This is a genomic window from Sinomonas sp., from assembly GCF_051955515.1.
Lineage (GTDB): Bacteria > Actinomycetota > Actinomycetes > Actinomycetales > Micrococcaceae > Sinomonas.
This window is the reverse complement of the sequence record NZ_JBQCGQ010000148.1, coordinates 1-18711: the sequence shown is the minus strand read 5'-3', so window position 1 is coordinate 18711 and position 18711 is coordinate 1. Positions and strand designations below refer to the sequence as shown.

Sequence of the window (18711 nt, the reverse complement as noted above, 5' to 3'; positions counted from 1 at the left end):
CTGCTCCGAGACGTCGTCGCGAGTGAAGGACCGCAGGCGGTCGACGGTGGCCGGGACCGCGAACTGCGCCGCGCCGAGCTTCTCCACGAAGTAGCCGCGGCGGCATTTGCCGGCCTCCTCGAGCCGCGACAGCACCTTGTACAGGAGGCCGAATCCGCCGGTGACGTCCTCGGCCATGACCGACCCCCGCGTGATCACCCCGTACCGGTCCATCAACAATTCGGCGAGCGCATGCATCTTGACGGTCGGGTCAAGCTGCACCTGCGGCACGGCGGACCAGCGGCCCGCGGCCATGGGCGGCGCGGCCACGGAGGGAGCATCGAAGCCGAGCCCGGTAACGGCCCCCAGACGCCCGACGCGCGGAAGCCGTCCGCCGCGCAAGGACGAACCTCGGCCGCCGCCGTACGTCCGGGCCCGCGGCGTGCGGGAGGGCTGACGATGCGCGGTGTGGCCACCGTCGAGCATCGCGCGCACGGGCGCGAAGGTGTCGCCGGTAATCCGACCCGCCCACGCGAGGTCCCACAGCGCCTGCATCGCAACCTCATCGGTCAGCACCGAATCCATGCCCCCGGCGGCCTCGGCGAGCTGCCGGAAGAAGTACCCCCCGCCCCCGGCGAGGAAGTCGAGGAGGCGCTGCTGGGCGTCGTCGGGCGTGAAGTCGGGATCCGGTGCGAGCGTCAGCGGTGCCGAGTCGGCGAGGTGGAGGCTGATCCAACCGTCGCTGCCCGGGATCGCGCCCGCGCCGGTCCACAGAATCTCGCCGCTCGCCATGAGCTCGTCGAGCAGCGAGGGCGAGTAGTCGGAGACGCGCCGCCGCAGGACGAGCGACTCCCACGCGCTCGCCGGGATCGGCACCCCGGCGAGCTGGTCGACGACGGTGAGCACGCCGTCGTGCCCCCGCAGCGACCCGCGCCCCTCCTCGCCGATGTGCTGCCACGCCGCGAGGAACCGCGCGAACGTCGGCTGGTCCACGGGCTCGACGTCGGCCCGCAGCGCCGCGAGCGAGCGCCGCCGGATCCTCCGCAGCACCTCCGTCTCGCACCATTCGCCGGCCTGGCCGGTCTTGGGCGCGTCGCCGGTCGCGGGCCGGAAGGTGCCCTCGATGACGCGCCCGTCGGCGGCGAGCCGCTTGAGCGTCGCATGGACGACGGCGACACCGAGTCCCAGCCGCGCGGCCGCCTCGCCGGCGGTGAAGGGCCCGTGGGTTCGGGCGTAGCGGCCCACGAGGTCGCCGAGCGGATCCGCGACCGGTTCGATGAACGCGAGCGGGACGCCGATGGGGAGCGGAACGCCCAGCGCGTCGCGAAGCCGCGCGGCATCCTCGATCGCGGCGTAGCGCTCGTTCCCGGCGATCGAGACGGCGAGGGCCCGCTTGCTGGCCCCCAGTTCGTCGAGATACGTGCCCGCGTCTCCGTCCTCCGACTCCCGGAGGCGCTCGGCGACTTCCGCGATCGACAGCGGGCCCAAAAGTCTCAACAGGTCCGCCGTGCCCTCGACCCCGGCGAGCTTCCGGTCCTCGGCCAACCGCTGCAGTTCGCGCTCGGTCTGTTCAATGACCCGGGCGTCGAGAAGTTCGCTCAGCTCGGCGCGGCCGAGGAGCTCGTTGAGGAGCGTCGAATCGAGGGACAGGGCGGCGGCGCGGCGCTCGGCGAGCGGCGAATCGCCCTCGTACAGGAACTGCGCGACGTACCCGAAGAGGAGCGACCGCGCGAACGGGGACGGCTGCGGCGTGGTCGTCTCGACGAGTCGGAGCTCGCGGCGCTGCATCGCAGCTGCGACGTCCTTGAGGGCGGGCAGGTCGTACACGTCCTGGAGGCACTCGCGCACGGCCTCGAGGATGATGGGGAACTGCGGGTACTTCTTCGCGACGTCCAGCAGCTGGGACGCGCGCTGCCGCTGCTGCCAGAGCGGCTGGCGCTTCGCGGGATTCTGGCGGGGGAGCAGGAGCGCCCTCGCCGCGCATTCGCGAAATCGAGCCGCGAAGAGCGCCGAGCCGCCGACCTCGTCGGTCACGATCCCCTCAAGCTCCTCCGGCTCGAACACGAACAGCTCGGCCCCGGGCGGCTCGTCCTCCATCATGGGCACGCGCAGCACGATGCCGTCGTCGGCCGCCATCGCCGAGCCGTCCACGCCGTAGCGCTGGCTCAGCCGCTGGCCGACCGCAAGGGCCCACGGCGCGTGGACGGGCATGCCGAACGAGGAATGCAGCACCACGCGCCAGTCGCCGAGTTCGTCCTGGAACCGCTCCACCACCAGCGTCCGGTCGCTCGGCACCACCGAGGTGGCCTGTTTCTGCTCGTCGAGGTACTGGAGGAGGTTGTTCGCCGCGAAGGCGTCAAGTCCCGCCGCCTCGATCCGGTCCTGTGCGCGCTCGCGGTCCGCGCCGGACACCTCCCGCTGGAACGCTCCCAAGGCGCGGCCGAGCTCCACGGGCCGGCCTACGCCGTCGCCCTTCCAGAAGGGCAGCTTGCCCGGCTGGCCGAACGCAGGGGAGACCAGGACACGGTCGTGCGTGATGTCCTCGATCTTCCAGCTCGTGGCGCCGAGCGCGAACACGTCGCCCACGCGGGATTCGTAGACCATCTCCTCGTCGAGCTCGCCCACGCGACGCCCGCCGCGCGCGGCCTCCCGGGCCGAACCCTCCTCTTCGGTGCCCACGATGTACACGCCGAAGAGACCCCGGTCCGGGATCGTCCCGCCCGACGTCACGGCGAGCCTCTGTGCCCCGGGCCGGCCCTCGATCGTGCCCTCATCCCGGTCCCAGATGATGCGCGGGCGCAGTTCGGCGAACTCGTCGCTCGGGTACTTGCCGGAGAGGAGGTCGAGGGTCGCCTCGAAGGCGGACCGCGGCAGGGTCGCGAACGGCGCAGAACGGCGGACGACGTCGAACCACTCCTCGACGTCCACCGGACCCAATGCCGTGGCCGCCACGGTCTGCTGCGCAAGGATGTCCAGCGGGTTGGCGGGAATGCGCAGCGCCTCGATCTGGCCGGCGAGCATGCGCTCCACAGTGATCGCGGTGTGAACGAGGTCCGCGCGGTGCTTCGGGAACAGGACGCCCTGGCTCACTTCGCCGACCTGGTGCCCCGCGCGCCCCACGCGCTGCAGCCCCGACGCGACCGACGGCGGCGACTCCACCTGGATGACCAAGTCCACGAGGCCCATGTCAATGCCGAGTTCGAGGCTGCTGGTCGCGACAACGCACCGCAGCCGCCCGGACTTGAGATCGTCCTCGATCTGCGCCCGCTGCTCCTTCGACACGGAGCCGTGGTGGGCGCGCGCCAAGACAGGGTCGGCGCCCGCCGTCTGCCCGGCCTGCGCCATCATCTCGGCCGGCGTCCGCGTGGCCGGCTTCTCAGCCACGGGTTCGTCCCACACCGAGGCCGCGAGCTGCCGTTCCGCGTAGATCTCGTTGAGCCGACCCGTGAGCCGCTCGGCGAGGCGACGGGAGTTCGAGAAGACGATCGTGGAACGGTTCGCGAGGATCAGGTCGACGATCTTCTCCTCCACATGCGGCCAGATTGAGGCCTGCGGCTGGAGGCCGGTGGCGGGACCGGTGTCGTGGGCGGCGGCCGCGGCCTGAAGGTCGCTCATGTCCTCCACAGGCACGGTGACGGTCAGCTCCCACGTCTTCGCGGCGGGCGGCGCCACGATTTCGCAGGGCGCCTGCCCGGCCAGGAATTGCGCGACAAGCTCCCGCGGTTCCACGGTTGCGGAGAGGCCAATGCGCTGGGCGGGCTTCGGCAGGATCGCGTCCAGCCGTTCGAGCGATACCGCGAGGTGGGCACCGCGCTTCGTGCCTGCAACTGCATGCACCTCGTCCACAATGACCGTCTCCACGGCCGCGAGCGTTTCCCGGGCCTGCGACGTCAGCATGAGGTACAAGGATTCCGGCGTGGTGATGAGGATGTCCGGCGGATTGCTCAGGAGCGCGCGCCGATCAGATGCCGACGTGTCACCAGAGCGCACTCCCACGCTCACGTCTGGGACGGGGGAGCCGAGCCGCCGCGCCGTCTGCGAGATCCCGATGAGCGGGGCGCGCAGATTGTGCTCGACGTCCACGCCCAGTGCCTTGAGCGGCGAGATATAGAGGACTTTGGTGAGGTTCTTGCTCTTGGACGTACGACGGCGGGGGCGCGGCAAGCCGGGCAGCGCGCCGTCGTCGTCGGCTTCTTGGGCGGGGCCTGCCGGCTCGTGCCGCATGAGGCGGTCGAGGGACCAGAGGAAGGCGGCGAGGGTCTTGCCGGACCCGGTCGGGGCGACGACGAGGGCGTGCCGGCCCGACGAAATGGCCTCCCACGCGCCCGCCTGAGCCGGGGTCGGCTCGCGGAAGGCCCCTAGGAACCACTCGCGCGTGGCCGCCCCGAAACGCTCGAGCACCCCAGCAGTGGGGGCGGGAGCGTTTCCGGGCGTCATGGGACCATCATCCTCCACCCGCCCGACAGAATAACGGCTACATCGGTTGGAAGGCCTTGAGGGTCAGGAGGTGGACGCCCGCCTCGCTGCATGCGGTCTGCGGGTCCGCAATGAAGAGGGAGCCGTAGTCCTCGGGCGGATAGACGCGCAGGCCCGCGGCTTGGACCTGGGTGCAGCTTCCCGCGTAGAGGCCGGGCTGGGTGTAGCCGAAGTCGGCGGCTCCGGCTTGGCCCGGGTTCAGCACGATGTCGACGACGGCGGCCGACGTGTCGCGGTCCGCGGGCGCGCCGATGGGGTCACCTGTGGGGCCGTTTGTCAGGGACAGGCCCGCGAAGCCGCTCAGGAGGCAGGGAGTGGAGCCGGTGTTCGTGAGCACGATCTTCGCGTAGACGTGGCCAGCGGCCCCGCCTGCGCCCTGACCGAGGGACGCGGAAAGCTGAGTGGAGACGCACCGCGCGGGAAGTCCGCCGGCGTTCCCGCTCGAGGCGGGGGCCGCCGTCGTACTCGAAGAGGCCGAAGCGGACGCGGACGTCGTCGGGCTCGACGTGCTCGGGCTCGCGCTCGTCTGGCCCGTGGCGTTGTTGCCGCATGCGGAGAGGGAGAGGGCGCTGACGAGCAGCGCAGAGGCAAGAACCGCGGGGCGCAGAATGCGTGTCACAGTCCCACGATTCACTCCAGTAACACCAGCGTCAAGTAGTGACAGCTTTTGTCACAAGAACGTTAGGAACAGACCCCCTATCGGAGGGCCTGCGTGCTATCGGAGGGGCTGCGCGACTTCGACGATGAGGCCCTCGGGCCCGCGGATGTAGGCGAGCCGATAGATGTCCTCGTAGTCGACGACTTCGCCCATCGTGCCGTAGCCGGCCGCTTGGGCTTTCGCCAGGACGGCCTCGATATCGGGCACCCTGAAGGCGATGTGCCGGTAGCCGTGCGCGTTGGCGGGAAGCTCGGTCCGGTCGTCGGCCGGGACGGGGGACTGGAATTCGCTGAGCTCCAGTTTCCCGCTGCCATCGGGGGCGCTCACCATCGCCATCTTGACCTGGGTCCCCTCCAGCCCGATGATCCGGTCGACCCACGTCCCGCCGAGCTCGGCCCGCCCCTCGCAGCGGAATCCGAGGGCGACGAAGAATTGCGTGACTGCTTCGAGGTCATGGACGACCGCGCCCATGTGGTCGAACTCGAACGATGCCATGGGGGCAGGCTACCCCTACGGGCTCCAGGCCGCGTCGGTATCGTCAGCCCCCGCGCACCTCGACCTCGACCACCTGCACCGCGTTGTTCCCCATGCCGCGCAGGTTCCACGGCGTCTCCAGGGGCTGCACGGCTCCCGAGGAATCGGTGGCCCGGACGGCCAGAGTATGGGCCCCGGGCGTCGCCACCCACGGGAACGACCATCCCACCCACGCGAAGGCGCCATCAGCAGCGTCCAGATGCGCCTCGGCCCACGCCCCGTCGACGGCCACCTCGACCCGCGCAACATGCCCGTCGCCGGACCATGCCCGCCCCCGCAGCATCGTCGGCCCCGCGTCCACGATCCGCCGCCGCGTCAGGAAGTCCGGAATCCCGGGAGGCACCATCAGCGAACGGACCCTGATCCGCGAGACGGGAGTGCCGTCGTCGTCCGCGTCCTGCTGATAGCGGTAGGCGACCGCCTGCTGGTACCCGGCGAAGGGCTCGGTCGACGCGGTGATGGACCGCAGCCACTTGACGCTCGCCATCCCGTACCAGCCCGGCACCAGGAGCCTCACGGGGAAGCCGTGCTGCGGCGGCAGGGGGCGGCCGTCCATCTCGTAGGCGAGGAGGACGTCGTCGGCCATCGCCTCGGCAACGGTGAGGCTGCGCGCGTACTGGTGCTCCACGCCCTCCTGCACACCGCGGTCCTCGCCCGCGAACACGAGGTCGACGGCGTCGGGCGAGAGCCCCGCCTCCGCGAGCAGCGGCGCGAGCGGGGTGCCGATCCACTCCGCGGTGCCGAACCCGCCGAGGTCCCACGGCTGGCTGACAGGGCGCGGGTCCAGGCGCGAGCGACCGTTGCCGGCGCATTCGAGCGTGACGGTCAGGGTGCGCCGCGGCTTGCGTTGGAGGTCGCTGAGCGTCAGCGTGAGCGGATGCTCGACCGCGCCGCCGATCGTGAGCCGCCACGAAACTGGGTCGATCTCGGGAACGTCGAAATGGGTGAGCACGTAGTGCATTCCGGGCGGCGTGACGGGCCAGCGGAGGGACTCGAGCGGGGCCTCGTGGTTGCGGAGGCCGAGGATGAGCTCGTCGCGGGAGACGGGCGCCGCAGGCGTCGGGGGAACAGGAACAGGGGCCGGGGGAGTGTGGTGCTGCGGCCGGTGCTGGGCGGTGATCTTGGCTCGCATGCAGCCAGTGTGGGCGCGCCCGGCCCGGATCTCACTGCCCGCTCCTCCGCGCCGGCCCCGCTCCTCCGCGCCGGGCCCGGCGCGGAGGTGCGGGGAAGCCGCGGCGATGCCCCAAGCCTCACGAAGCGCTGGTCTCAGGCACGGCAGCCCCCGCCGGCGGCCGCCGCGCGGCAAGGCTCGCGGCCGCCGTCGTGGTCAGGATGGTGACGAGCGCGCCCAGAAGCAGCGCGGAGTCCTCGCCGGGAGCCAGGACGCCGAGGCTCCGCCCGATGGTCGCGGCCGCGACCGGCACGCCGAGCTGAGCGGCGGACGCCGTGGCGAACGCGAGCGGCAGCCCGGCGAGCCGCGCGGCGGCATGGGCGACGACGGCCCCCACCCCGAGCAGGAGGCCCAGCCCGATCATCTCGGGATGGCCCGCGAGCTGCCGGAGGTCGATCGACGCGCCAAGCCACACGAAGAACACCGGCCCGAGGAACCCGTCGTTGAGCGCGAACAGCTGCCGCGCGAGCCTCCGCGGCTCGCCCACGGCGGACACGGCGAGCCCGAACGCGAAGCCCGCGAGCATGATCGAGACGCTGAAGAACACGGCGAGCCCCGCGAGCGCGAAGAGGATTGCGAGCTGGATCCTCAGCTCGAGCGCGAACTTCCGCTCCTCGGAGAGGTGATGCACCCGCTGCCGCGCGCCGTTGGCTTCGAAGTGCCGCAGGAGCCACCAGACGACGACGGCGCACCCCGCCACCGCGAGCGCCCCCAGCGCCTTGGGGCGGGCGTGGGAGGGGGCGAGGGCGCGCGGCAGCGCGACGATGGCCGCGACGTCCGCGAGGGCTACTTGAGCGGTGAGTTCGAGGACCGACGGGCCTTTGAACGCGAGCGAATCGAGGATGGGCAGGACGAGCGCCGCGGACGAGGAGCCGATGAGGACCGCATACAGGGGCGCCTTCGCGGATCCGAGCAGGAGGGCAATCCCGGTGCCGAACGCAACGGCGACGACGGCCACGAGCACCGCGCGGAGCGCGCCCTTGCCGATGGCGGCCCGGATGGTGCGGTCGCGGATGGGTACGTGGGTGCCCGAGACGAACATCATGAGCGCGAAGCCGATGTCCGCGAGGAACGTCAGCGTCGAGTTCCCGGAGTCGACCCAGTTGAGGAGGGATTTCCCGATGACGACGCCGGCCAGCAGCTCCCCGAGCACGAGCGGCAGGTGCCACGAGCGTCTCGCGGCGAGCAGGGGCCCGAGGAGCGCGACGACGCAGATGAGCGAGAGCTCCACGAAGGACAAGGGGCAGCCCTCAGTCCGCGGCCGCCGGCAGCTCGACGATCTTCACGGGAATGTCCGTGTTCTCGTCCGTGTGGTAGCTGGCGCAGACGCGATGGTAGCCGTCCGCGATCTGGAGGGGGAAGCCGAGGGCAAGGCTGCCGCGCACCAGCAGGATCGGGGAGAGCTTCTCGCCGCGGCGGATCTTCTCGAGGTCGGCCTGGACGTGGGCGTTGTCCTCGTTGAGCAGCTCGAGGCGGGAGGCCCGCAGGATGTCCTTGGCCTTCTGATGGGTGACGGGGGCTTCCTTGAGGGCCTCGACGATGGACTCGACCTCGTCAGGGTTGGCGACGAGGGCCAGGTACGCGGCGGCGGCCGGGTAGTCGTGCTTCGCGGGCTCGTCGAGCCATGTGACCGACACGGGCTGCTCCTTTCGGCGGGCTGGCCGCATCATACGCCGCGCCGGTGACGGGCCCTAGGGAGCGCCGTCGTCCAGCCGCTGTGCCTCGACTCGGTCGCCGGGTCCTCGCTGCCTCCCGAACGCGGCCTCGAACTGCCGGTCGAACTCGTCCCAGTCGCGGGCGAAGAACTCGACCGTCCGCCCGTCGGAGTCCACTCCGGCGACGCTGAACTTGACGTGGTCGCCCTGTGAGGCGGACTCGCCGTACCCCGCCTCCTCGAACGGGATGCCCTCGTCGACGAGCGCCGCGCCGACCTTCGCGGCGAGTTCCCGCCGCGCAGACTCCGTCATGCCGCCTTCGAGGAGCTCGGCCTCGGCGACGACGGCGGCAGGCTCCCCGCCGCCGTCGACCCGAGCCCTGATGCCGCGCGCCGTCAGGGCGGCAAGCGCTCCGGACGTGGCGTCCCCGGCGACGCGGACCGTCATGGTCACCCGCTTCATGCGTCTCCCCCCGAGGAGGCGACGCTGTGCTCCTTCGACGCTTGGTCTTCCATGAGTTTGCGCTGCTTGTCGAGTTCCTTCTCGCCCTCCTCCTCCGCCTCGTACAGCTTCGCGTTGCTGATCTGCAGTTCGCGCATGATCGCGTCCAGCTTGAGGTGCAGCGCGGCCGTATCCCGGTTCTGCGTGTTCTGGATGATGAACACCATCAGGAAGGTCACAATCGTGGTGCCCGTATTGATTACAAGTTGCCACGTGTCGGAGAAACCGAGGAGCGGCCCGCTCAGCGCCCAGGCGACCAGGACGGCAACCGCCGCCGCGAACACCCAAGCGTGACCGAGAATCTTGGCGGTCTTCGACGTGAATCGGGTGAAGAAATCGGGCTTGCTGCCCTGGTCGTCTGTGGTGGTCATTGTGCTCTCATCACTCCTGACTGTTGTGCGGCAGGAATTCCTGGGCCTTTGTCTTGACCCCTTCCTTGATGATGCCCCATGCACTGTCGTCGCCCTTGAGCATGGCCTTGGCGCTGTTGATGGCCTGCTCGAAGGTGGCGTGCGGGGGAATCGGCGGAATGTCGGGGTCGGTGTGGACGTCCAGAAGCGTGGGGCGATCGGCGGCGAGGGCTTTCTCCCACGCCGGTCCCAGCTGGTCCGGGCTCGTGACGGTGATGCTGTTGAGGCCCAGCACCGACGCGATTCCGGCGAAATCGACGTCCGGCAGATCCTGGGATTCCCGGAATGCCGGGGCGCCGCCCATGGCCCGCATTTCCCACGTCACCTGATTGAGGTCGTCATTGTGCAGTACGGCCACGATGAGCCGGGGATCTGCCCATTCTTTCCAATAGCGCTTGATCGTAATGAGCTCGTTGAGTCCATTCATCTGCATTGCCCCGTCGCCGGCAAAAGCAATCACCGGCCGGTCCGGATGGGCGAATTTCGCGCCGATCGCATAGGGAACGCCGGGCCCCATTGTCGCGAGGTTGCCCGAAAGCGAGCCGCGAATGTGACCGTGGAATTTGAGCTGCCGCGCGTACCAGTTGGCGGACGAGCCCGAGTCGGCGCTGATGATCGCATCCTCGGGCAGCCGGTCGGAGAGCTCCGAGAAGACGCGCATGGGGTTGACCGGGTCGGCCCCGACCATCGCCTCGGCCCGCATCGTGGCCCACCAGCGCGAGACCTTCGACTCGATGTCCGTCTGCCACGTCCGGTCTTCCTTCCGGCGCAGATGCGGGATGAGGGCCCGCAGCGCCGTCGCCGAATCCGCGACGATGTTGAACTCGTACGGGTACCGGAGCCCGATCATCCCGGGATCGATGTCGATCTGCACGCCGCGGGCCTGGCCCTCCTTCGGCATGAACTGCGTGTACGGGAAGCTCGAGCCGACGGTCAGGATCGTGTCGCAGTCCCGCATCATCTCGTAGCTGGGCCGCGTCCCCAACAACCCGATCGAACCCGTCACGTACGGGAGGTCGTCCGCGAGGACGTCCTTCCCGAGGAGCGCCTTGGCCACGCCCGCGCCGAGCAGGTCGGCGACCTCGCGCACCTCCGCGGCTGCGCCCCGCGCGCCCTGCCCCACGAGGATGGCGACCTTCGTGCCCTGGTTCAGGAGCTCCGCGGCACCCAGGATGGCGTCGTCGTCGGGCTGGATCTGCGGCCAGCGGATGCCGAGGCTTGAGGGCACCATCTTGAACGCGTGCGACGGCGGCGCGTACTCGAGTTCCTGCACGTCGCTCGGGATGATGATCGCCGTGGGGGCGCGCTTGCCGAGCGCGATCCGGATGGCGCGGTCCAGGACGTTGGGCAGCTGCTGGGGGACTGTGACCATCTGGATGTAGTCCGAGGCGACGTCCTTGAAGAGGGTCATCAGGTCGACCTCCTGCTGGTACGCCCCGCCCATGGCACTGCGCGCGGTCTGGCCCACGATGGCGACGACGGGCACGTGGTCGAGCTTCGCGTCGTAGAGGCCGTTGAGCAGGTGGATGGCGCCGGGACCCGAGGTGGCCATGCAGACGCCCACCTTGCCGCTGAACTTCGCGTAGCCCACGGCTTCGAAGGCAGACATCTCCTCGTGCCGCGCCTGGATGAACTTGGGCTGGTTGTTGGCCTTGCCGAATGCAGCGAGGATGCCGTTGATGCCGTCGCCGGGGAAGGCGAAGACTTTGTCCACGTTCCATTCGCGAAGGCGTGAGAGCAGGTAGTCGGCCACGGTCTGGGATGCCATGTCAGTCTCCTTTGGCGAGGATTGATGCGGTGCGGGCCGCGAGGGCCATGATGGTCAGGGCCGGGTTGGCGCTGCCCTGCGTGGGCAGGACGCTCCCGTCGGTGATGTACAGGTTGGGGATCGCGAAGCTGCGGCCCGAGGAGTCGACCACTCCGTGCTGTTCGTCCGCCGCCATGCGGGCCCCGCCCACGAGGTGGGCGTAGCGCTTGACGGTCATGGTCTCCTCGGCGCCGGCCGCGGTGAGGATGCGCTCCATGACGGCCTGGGCGGCGTCCATGAGCTGCCGGTCGTTCTCGCACTGGCTGTACGAGAACGTGGCCACCGGGAGCCCGTGCCGGTCCTTCTCCTCGGCGAGGGTCACGCGGTTCTCCGCCAGCGGAAGGAACTCGCACAGCGCGCCGAGGCAGGACCAGTGGGGGTAGTCGCTCATGTAGCGGCGCAGCTCGGCGCCCCAGTGCCCTTGCGCCGCCACGTGCTCGGCCCACGTGATGGGCAGCGGCGAGACCGTCTGGATGGAGAACCCGCGCTTGTACGGCTTCGACGGGTCCGTCTCGTAGAACTCCTCTGTGCTCACCTCGGGCGGCGGCGCCTTGTACATGCGGACCTCCGCGGCGAACCGCCCGGCCGTCTGCGGAGCGCCCTGGACCATGAGGTACCGGCCCACTTGGTCGAAGTCGTTGCACATCCCCTCGGGGAAGCGCGCGTTGGCCGAGTTGAGCAGGAGCCGCGGCGTCTCGATGGAGTAGCCGGCGACGGCGACGATCCGCGCACGCTGGAAGCGTTCGACGCCGCCCCGAACGTAGTGCACGCCGGTCGCCTTCCCCGTGCGCTCGTCGAAGCCGATGCGGGTCACCATGGAGTCGGCCCGCACCTCGGCGCCGTGCGCGAGGGCGTCCGGGATGTGGGTGATCAGCGGCGAGGCTTTGGCGTTGACCTTGCAGCCTTGGAGGCAGAAGCCGCGGTAGATGCAATGCGGCCGGTTGCCGAAGCGCCCGTTCGTGATGGCCACGGGCCCCACCTTCGCGGTGATCCCGCTCGCGAAGGCGCCCCTCAGGAAGATCTCGCCGTTCCCGGAGACGGGATGGGGCCGGTACGGGTAGGTGTGCTGGTCGCCCCAGGGCCAGGTCTCGCCCGCGACGGGCAGTTCCTCCTCCAGATCCTCATAGAAGGACCGGAGGTCTGGGTATTCGAGGGGCCAGTCGGCGCCCACGCCATCGGCGGAGAACGTGTGGAAGTCGCTCGGATGGAACCGCGGGGTGTAGCCGGCGTAGTGCACCATCGAGCCGCCCACGCCGCGGCCGGAGTTGTTCGAGCCGAGCGGCACGGGGTCCGAGCCGTCGATCACTCGCGGCTCGGTCCAGTACAGGTGATGCGAGCCGGCTTCGTCGCTGACCCAGTCCCTTTCGGGGTCCCAGAAGGGGCCGGCGTCGAACGCCACGGCGCTCCACCCGGCACGGGCCAGACGCTGCAGCATGGTCGACCCGCCGGCGCCGCAGCCGACGATCGCGATGTCCACCTCGTCCTGGTCCTCGAAGCGGCGCATGTCCTTCCGCAGCCCGTGGTCGATCCCGGGGCGCGGCGGGAGCAGCCAGGCCGAGGAGTTGCGCTCGCGGACGGCGCTCATCCGTCACCTCCTGCCTTCGCGGCCGGGTCCTGATCTGGGCGCGCGTCCCGCACCTCGAACGGCTCGAGCCGGTCGAGGCCGAGGTTCTTGTAGCCGCGCGGGTACGCGGGGCCGGGGAAGCCGATCTCGTCCCACGCCCACGGGTGGGAGTAGAAGGCCGTGCACGCGTAGCGGGTCCAGAGGCTCCACACGCGAGCCGACGTCATGCCATGCCACTTCTTGGAACCGAGATCCTGGACGGCCCGGAGCAGGGAGGCCTGCTGGTCCAGCGTCACCTCGGGGAAGCCCTGGCCGTGCCGCTCGACTGCGTCCCGGTCCAAGGCAGCGAGCGTCTCGCGCCAGGCCTGGCCGTCCTCGGGCAGGTCCGCGTACCGCCAGCCGTCGGTCTCCGCCTCGGCCAGGCGGCTGTCCACCATGTTCACCACGGGTACCCGGGGGTCCGACTGCTGGTCGAGCAGCTGGTCGAAAAGGGCCCGGGCCACGGCCTCTTCGCGCGGCGTGAAGAAGCGGATGTCCGGGGGCAGGCCCAGCCGGACCAGGACGGCTCCCTGCGTCGCCTGGTCCCAGTGGTCCGATTCGTCCACGGAGCTGAAGCCGGGGTAGCGCTCGCCGCCGTCGCGGGGGGAGAGGGGGAGGCTCACTTCTCCCTCCTCAGCACGGCGGCGAGCAGTCCCATCCCGCCAACCAGGGTCACGAGCAGGGGAGCCAGGAGCGGCGGGCCCATCTCCACGTTGTAGCGCAGGTTGGAGAACCCGCCAGGCTTCTGGGCGATGCCGCGCAGGTGGAGGTACGTTCCCTGGAGGCCGTTGGCCACGATCGCCGCGCTGGCTACGGGCAGCGCCGTCTTGGCCATGCGGCGGCTGAACACTCCCGCAACCCCGGCGGCCGCCCCGACGGGGCCGAGCGCCACGGGCGCCCACATCCACGGATTGCCGAAGCTCGCCTTATCGTGTTCGAGGTAGATCTCGGCGGCCGTCACAAGGGCTCCGGCTGCGGTCAGCGCCGAGAGGGACCGCTCGAACCGGCCTGTCTCGACGTTCCTGAGCAGCCGGTCGATCCCGTGCCGGACGTCGTCGGGCGTGTTTCGCATCTGCGGCTCCTTCTCTACGAGACAACTGTGGTTGCGCAAGCTTTGCGATGACGCAACCGATGGGGGGATACTGGGCGCGTGGAGAAAAGCGCATTCAGTGGTCGACGCGAGCAGGTCGACGCCGCCCTGCGGGCGGCAGATGTGCTGCTCCACGTCGCTGCGCAGTCGGTGGTGGAGGTCGAGGATCTCGTCACCACGCCGCAGCTGCGCGTCCTCGTGCTCATTGCGCTCCAGGGCCCGCAGAACCTCGGCGCCGTGGCCAGGGAGCTCGGGGTGCACCCTTCCAACGCCACGCGCACGTGCGAGCGCCTCGTGGTGGCCGGGCTGCTCAGCCGGCGGGAGGACCCGGCAGACCGCCGCTTCCTCCAGCTCGATGTCACCCAGTCCGGGCGGGACCTTGTGGAGTCCGTGATGGAGCATCGCCGCAAGGCGATCGCGAAGGTCATCGAGAACATTCCGGCTGCCTCCCGCGAGAGCGTCGCCTCGGCGATGGCCACCTTCGCGAACGCCGGGGGTGGGCTCGGCACCGAGGATGGCCGATTCACCCTCGGCCTCAACAGCTGATTCACCGGAATTCCCCCGCCGCAAACGCGAGCGCGATCGCGGCATTCGCCGTCGCAGCCCGGCGTCGCTCTGGGTCGAAGGCGGCGAGCCCCACCATCGTGAGCGCGTGGAGGGTGTCCACCCCGCCGCCGAAGTGATGCATCGTCCGCCCGCCACGGGCGGTCACGGCGGCCTGGAGGAGGTGCCGCGCACCGAGGATCCGGATGGCCTTCCGCGCGCGGGCGTCCGGCGTCGTCCCGACGAGGAGACGCTCCACCGTCCCCGGAATGAGCAGCTCGGCCGCGCCGTAGGCTGCGCGGAGCACCTCGAGCGGCTTCATCGCGAAGCCTTCGCCACGAGGGTGCCGACGACGGCCGCGGCCCCCGCGAGGACTGCGCCTGCCGCCGCGGCCACCGCACCGTGGTGCTGTGAGGCCATGAGCTGGTAGCTGCGGGAGGAGGACTTGTTGTCGAAGATGCCGTGTGTCCCGAAGTCGCGCGAGGCATCGGCCGGCTCCCACAGGTTCGCGGGCTGGTTCGGATCCCGGCGGTCCGAGGTCTGCTGGGACTTGAAGCCGGTCTTCGCGAGATACCGGTCCAGCACCCCGGGCATGATCGCGTTGGCGATGAGGGTGGCCGCGGTGCTCCCGCCTACCCAGTACTCGCGGCGTTCGGGATGCGCGGCCGCGTGCACCACGCCCTTCGCCGCGACCTCGGGCTGGTAGATCGGCGGCACCGGCTGGGCCTGGTTCGGCAGGCGCGAGAGGACCCACGAGAACTGCGGCGTGTTCACGGCCGGCATCTGGACCATGGTGGTCCGGATCCGGCTGTGCTCGTGGAGCAGCTCGGTCCTCAGCGACTCGTTGAAGCCCTGGATCGCGTGCTTGGCCCCGCAGTAGGCGCTCTGCAGCGGGATTCCCCGGTACGCGAGCGCGGAGCCAACCTGCACGATCGTCCCGCTGTTCCGCGGCCGCATGCGCTTGAGCGCGGACATCGTGCCGTACACGTACCCGAGATAGGTCACCTCGGTGACCCGCTTGAATTCCTCGGGCTTGATCTCGTCGAACTTCGAGAACACGGACGTGAAGGCGACGTTCACCCAGACGTCGATCGGTCCGAGCTCGCGCTCGACGCGCTCCGCAGCGGCGTCGAGCGCTTCCGCGTCGGCGACGTCCACGGAGATGGTGAGCGCCTTCCCGCCCGCGGCCTCCACCTCGGCGGCGGCCCCGGCGAGCCCGGCCTCGCCACGCGCAAGGAGGGCGACGGCGTCGCCCTCCTTCCCGAAGGCGATCGCCGACGCGCGGCCGATCCCCCCGCTCGATCCGGTGACGACGACGACGCGACGTGCTCTGCGCATGTGGACTTCTCCTTCGGCTTTCGCGGGCATGAGGGTCATTCCCCTCGGGGTGCTGGTTCCGGTTCGATCCCCCACGTCCCGGTGTGCGACTCTCCGGGTGCGAGCGTGATGAGCCCCTCGCGCGAGTTGAAGGCGTTGGGGGCGCAGGTCATCGGCTCCACGCCGAGGCCTGTGCGGTGGCGGTCCTCCTGGGGGAGGGTGTCGCCGGTGAAGATCTCGAAGTAGGGGTAGGTCTCGTCGACCCACAGCGCGACCGGCGCCGACCCATCGGGGCGGGCGAGGTGCACACGGGCCCGGCCGTCGTCGTCGCGCTCTAAGTCGGTGAAGGTGACGTCGATGTGCCGGTCCCCGAGCGGCTGGAGCTCGCGGAGGTCGTACTGGGTGCCCTCCACGCTCTCCCGCCCGGTGGGGATGCCCTCCTCGTCCACGGGGAGGTAGACGGAGCCGGGGACGCGGACCAAAGCGCGGTCGATGTGCGGTGTGCCCACGCTCAGGTAGGGGTGCGCGCCCGTGCCGTAGGGGCAGGGCGTGCTGCTGCGGTTGATGGCGGTGGTCCGCACGGTGAGGCCATCGGCGTCGAGCGTGTACTCGAGGTGGCATTCGAGCACCCAGGGCCAGCCCTGGCAGGCGTGCAGGGTGTGCGCGAAGCTGATGCTGCTCTCCGTGCTGTGCTCAACGGTCCAGTTCGCCCAGCGGGTGAGACCGTGGATGGCCCCGCCCTTCTCGGGCTCGCTCAGGTCGAGCTGCTCGGTGCGTCCCTGCCACGTGTAACGGCCGCCGGCGATCCGGTTGGGCCAGGGGATGAGCGACTGGCCGCGGGCTCCCGTGCACATCTCGTGCTCCGCGTAGCCGTCGAGCAGCGAGCGGCCTCCGACGTCGTACTGGCGCAGGGCTGCGCCGACCTCCGTGAGGAAGACGCGCTGGTCCCCGAGCGAAATGGTGTGCTGCCGCCCTGAGGGCGGCCATGGCCCTCTCAGGGCGGCCCTTGGGGCCCCGGGGTCTGGCATGTCCATGAGGCTGCCTCCTCCTAAGTGGCGATCTTAACGCAATGGTTGCGTACCCGCAACGGATGGAGTCAAACACAAACTCGCAGAAACGAGGCGAGAGGCGCCGCAGTGATTGCGTGGCCGCAACTGTTGCGCTACCGTTGCCGCATGGCTGATGCCAACGAGTTCCAGCCGCACGTCCTGCGGGAGTACGCCATGCTCGCGGACGGGGTTCGGGCCGCACTGCTCGGCCCCCGAGGGGACCTCGCCTGGATGTGCGTCCCCAAATGGCACGACGAAGCCGTCTTCTCCACTCTGCTCGGGGGCCGCGGCTGCTTCGCGGTCACGCCCACCGATCGCCGCTTCGTGTGGGGCGGGCAGTACGAGGACGGCACGCTCATCTGGGTCAGCCGCTGGATCACGAGCGAGGGCATCATCGAATGCCGCGAGGCCCTCGCCTACCCCGGCGACCCGCACCGTGCCATCCTGCTCCGCCGGATCCGGGCGGTGGAGGGCACGGCGGAGGTGCGCGTCGTCGTCGACGTCCGCGCCGGCTTCGGCCACCACGCCATGGGGCGGCTGCGCGAGGACGAGGGGATCTGGACCGCGAGAAGCGGGCCGCTCCGGATCAGGCTCAGCGGGGCGGCCGAGGCGAAGGCGCCGGGTGGCGAGATCGAGTTCGTGGTCAAACTTCCCGAGGGCCGGCACCATGACTTGGTCCTCGAGGTCTCCGACGTGGAGCTCCCGGACGAGCTGATCCAGCCCGACCAGACCTGGACCGCCACCGAGTACGGCTGGCACCGGCAGGTGCCCGAGTTCGAGAACACCATCGCCCCCGACGACGCGCGGCAGTCCTACGCCGTGCTGCGCGGCCTCACCGGCGCAGGGGGAGCGATGGTCGCCGCTGCGACCATGGGCCTGCCCGAGCGGGCGGAGCAGAAGCGCAACTACGACTACCGGTACGCGTGGATCCGTGACCAGTGCTTCGTGGGCGTCGCTGTCGCCGCCTGCAAGGAGTTCCCGCTGCTCGACGATGCCGTGAGCTTTGTGGCCGCGCGGCTTCTCGAGGACGGCCCCAACATGCGGCCCGCTTACACGGTCGACGGCGGTCGGGTCCCCGATGAGCACGACGTCGGCCTGCCCGGCTATCCGGGCGGGTCCAGCAAGGCGGGCAACTGGGTGAACCAGCAGTTCCAGCTCGACGCCTTCGGCGAGGCCCTGCTGCTCTTCTCCGCCGCCGCGGAGAACGACCGGCTCGACCTCGACCAGTGGAAGGCCGCCGAGGCCGCGGCCGACGCGATCGCCAAGCGCCACAGCGAGCCCGACGCCGGCATGTGGGAGCTCAACAACGAGCGGTGGACCCATTCCCGGCTCATCTGCGCTGCGGGTCTGCGGGCCATCGGGCGGCATGCCCCCGCCAGGCAGGGCGCCCAATGGTCTGCTCAGGCGGACCGGCTCATCGCCGATGTCACCGAGGACTGCCTCCACCCGAGCGGGCGCTGGCAGCGCTCGCCGACCGACAGCAGGGTGGACGCCGCCCTCCTCCGTCCGGTGCTGCGCGGCGCCCTCGCACCTCAGGATCCCCGATCCGTGGCGACGCTCGAGGCCATCCGCAAGGATCTCGCCGACAACGGCTACCTCTACCGCTTCCGGCAGGACCGCCGACCGCTCGACCGCTCCGAGGGTGCGTTCCTCCTGTGCGGCTTCGACCTCGCCATGGCCTTGCACCAGAGCGACAAGCCGCTTGAGGCGGCGCGCTGGTTCGAGCGGAACCGGGCCGCGTGCGGCACGCCGGGGCTCTTCACGGAGGAGTACGACGTCGAACAGCGCCAATTGCGCGGAAACTTCCCTCAGGCGTTCGTCCACGCCGCGATGCTCGAGGCCTCGCGGCGGCTAGCCGACGAGCCGCCGCCGTGGGGAGGCCTTCAGGCCTGAGTTGGCCTCGGTGCAGCCAATAAGG

17 protein-coding genes are annotated in these 18711 nt (G+C 70.3%); 2 read left to right on the top strand and 15 right to left on the bottom strand.

Features of this window, described 5'->3' with window-relative positions:
• The 12 genes from ACTHL9_RS08280 to ACTHL9_RS08225 form a co-directional block, all read right to left on the bottom strand.
• Positions 1–4416, bottom strand: a 4416-nt coding sequence (locus ACTHL9_RS08280) for an ATP-dependent helicase (protein ID WP_440518374.1), incomplete at its 3' end; no start/stop codon positions are given.
• A 37-nt stretch (positions 4417–4453) separates the two neighbouring features.
• The gene (locus ACTHL9_RS08275; RefSeq protein WP_440518373.1) at positions 4454–5074 is read right to left on the bottom strand and encodes a DUF4232 domain-containing protein; all 621 of its coding nucleotides are present in this window, start codon (positions 5072–5074) and stop codon (positions 4454–4456) included.
• Between the two features lie 96 nt (positions 5075–5170).
• Positions 5171–5608, bottom strand: coding sequence for a VOC family protein (locus tag ACTHL9_RS08270; RefSeq protein ID WP_440518372.1), 438 nt, complete (start codon positions 5606–5608; stop codon positions 5171–5173).
• 43 nt (positions 5609–5651) lie between these two features.
• Positions 5652–6779 carry a sulfite oxidase gene (locus tag ACTHL9_RS08265; protein ID WP_440518371.1) on the bottom strand — a complete coding sequence of 376 codons (1128 nt, stop codon included), beginning with the start codon at positions 6777–6779 and terminating at the stop codon, positions 5652–5654.
• Between the two features lie 118 nt (positions 6780–6897).
• Positions 6898–8049 carry a cation:proton antiporter gene (locus ACTHL9_RS08260; protein ID WP_440518375.1) on the bottom strand — a complete coding sequence of 384 codons (1152 nt, stop codon included), beginning with the start codon at positions 8047–8049 and terminating at the stop codon, positions 6898–6900.
• A 19-nt stretch (positions 8050–8068) separates the two neighbouring features.
• The gene (locus ACTHL9_RS08255; protein ID WP_440518370.1) at positions 8069–8455 is read right to left on the bottom strand and encodes a hypothetical protein; all 387 of its coding nucleotides are present in this window, start codon (positions 8453–8455) and stop codon (positions 8069–8071) included.
• Positions 8456–8509: 54 nt separating this feature from the next.
• Positions 8510–8935 (bottom strand): hypothetical protein, encoded by a 426-nt coding sequence (locus ACTHL9_RS08250; protein WP_440518369.1) that lies wholly within the window; start codon positions 8933–8935, stop codon positions 8510–8512.
• Positions 8932–9345, bottom strand: coding sequence for a low affinity iron permease family protein (locus ACTHL9_RS08245; RefSeq protein WP_440518368.1), 414 nt, complete (start codon positions 9343–9345; stop codon positions 8932–8934). The genes ACTHL9_RS08250 and ACTHL9_RS08245 overlap by 4 nt, the downstream gene beginning before the upstream one ends.
• A 10-nt stretch (positions 9346–9355) precedes the next feature.
• The gene (locus ACTHL9_RS08240; protein ID WP_440518367.1) at positions 9356–11152 is read right to left on the bottom strand and encodes a thiamine pyrophosphate-requiring protein; all 1797 of its coding nucleotides are present in this window, start codon (positions 11150–11152) and stop codon (positions 9356–9358) included.
• 1 nt (position 11153) lies between these two features.
• Positions 11154–12776 carry a GMC family oxidoreductase gene (locus ACTHL9_RS08235; RefSeq protein ID WP_440518366.1) on the bottom strand — a complete coding sequence of 541 codons (1623 nt, stop codon included), beginning with the start codon at positions 12774–12776 and terminating at the stop codon, positions 11154–11156.
• Positions 12773–13417, bottom strand: coding sequence for a gluconate 2-dehydrogenase subunit 3 family protein (locus ACTHL9_RS08230; protein WP_440518365.1), 645 nt, complete (start codon positions 13415–13417; stop codon positions 12773–12775). The genes ACTHL9_RS08235 and ACTHL9_RS08230 overlap by 4 nt, the downstream gene beginning before the upstream one ends.
• A complete protein-coding gene (locus ACTHL9_RS08225; RefSeq protein WP_440518364.1) occupies positions 13414–13866 on the bottom strand; it encodes a hypothetical protein in 453 nt (150 codons plus the stop codon). Before ACTHL9_RS08225 ends, ACTHL9_RS08230 begins: the two co-directional genes overlap by 4 nt.
• Before the next feature lie 78 nt (positions 13867–13944).
• On the opposite strand from ACTHL9_RS08225, the gene ACTHL9_RS08220 reads away from it, so the two are divergent.
• Positions 13945–14430, top strand: a complete 486-nt coding sequence (locus tag ACTHL9_RS08220; protein WP_440518363.1) for a MarR family winged helix-turn-helix transcriptional regulator — start codon at positions 13945–13947, stop codon at positions 14428–14430.
• Position 14431: 1 nt separating this feature from the next.
• Here the strand turns inward: ACTHL9_RS08220 and ACTHL9_RS08215 are convergent, their stop codons facing one another.
• Genes ACTHL9_RS08215 through ACTHL9_RS08205 form a run of 3 tightly spaced genes read right to left on the bottom strand, consistent with a single transcriptional unit; the run spans position 14432 to position 16778 of the window.
• Entirely contained in the window at positions 14432–14749 is a 318-nt protein-coding gene (locus ACTHL9_RS08215) for a hypothetical protein (RefSeq protein WP_440518362.1), read from the bottom strand.
• Positions 14746–15765: an SDR family oxidoreductase gene (locus tag ACTHL9_RS08210; RefSeq protein WP_440518361.1), complete on the bottom strand. Its 1020-nt coding sequence runs from the start codon at positions 15763–15765 to the stop codon at positions 14746–14748. Before ACTHL9_RS08210 ends, ACTHL9_RS08215 begins: the two co-directional genes overlap by 4 nt.
• A 35-nt stretch (positions 15766–15800) precedes the next feature.
• Complete coding sequence (locus ACTHL9_RS08205; RefSeq protein WP_440518360.1) at positions 15801–16778, bottom strand: aldose 1-epimerase family protein; 978 nt, start codon at positions 16776–16778, stop codon at positions 15801–15803.
• 141 nt (positions 16779–16919) lie between these two features.
• On the opposite strand from ACTHL9_RS08205, the gene ACTHL9_RS08200 reads away from it, so the two are divergent.
• A complete protein-coding gene (locus ACTHL9_RS08200) occupies positions 16920–18686 on the top strand; it encodes a glycoside hydrolase family 15 protein (protein WP_440518359.1) in 1767 nt (588 codons plus the stop codon).
• Positions 18687–18711: the final 25 nt, after the last annotated feature.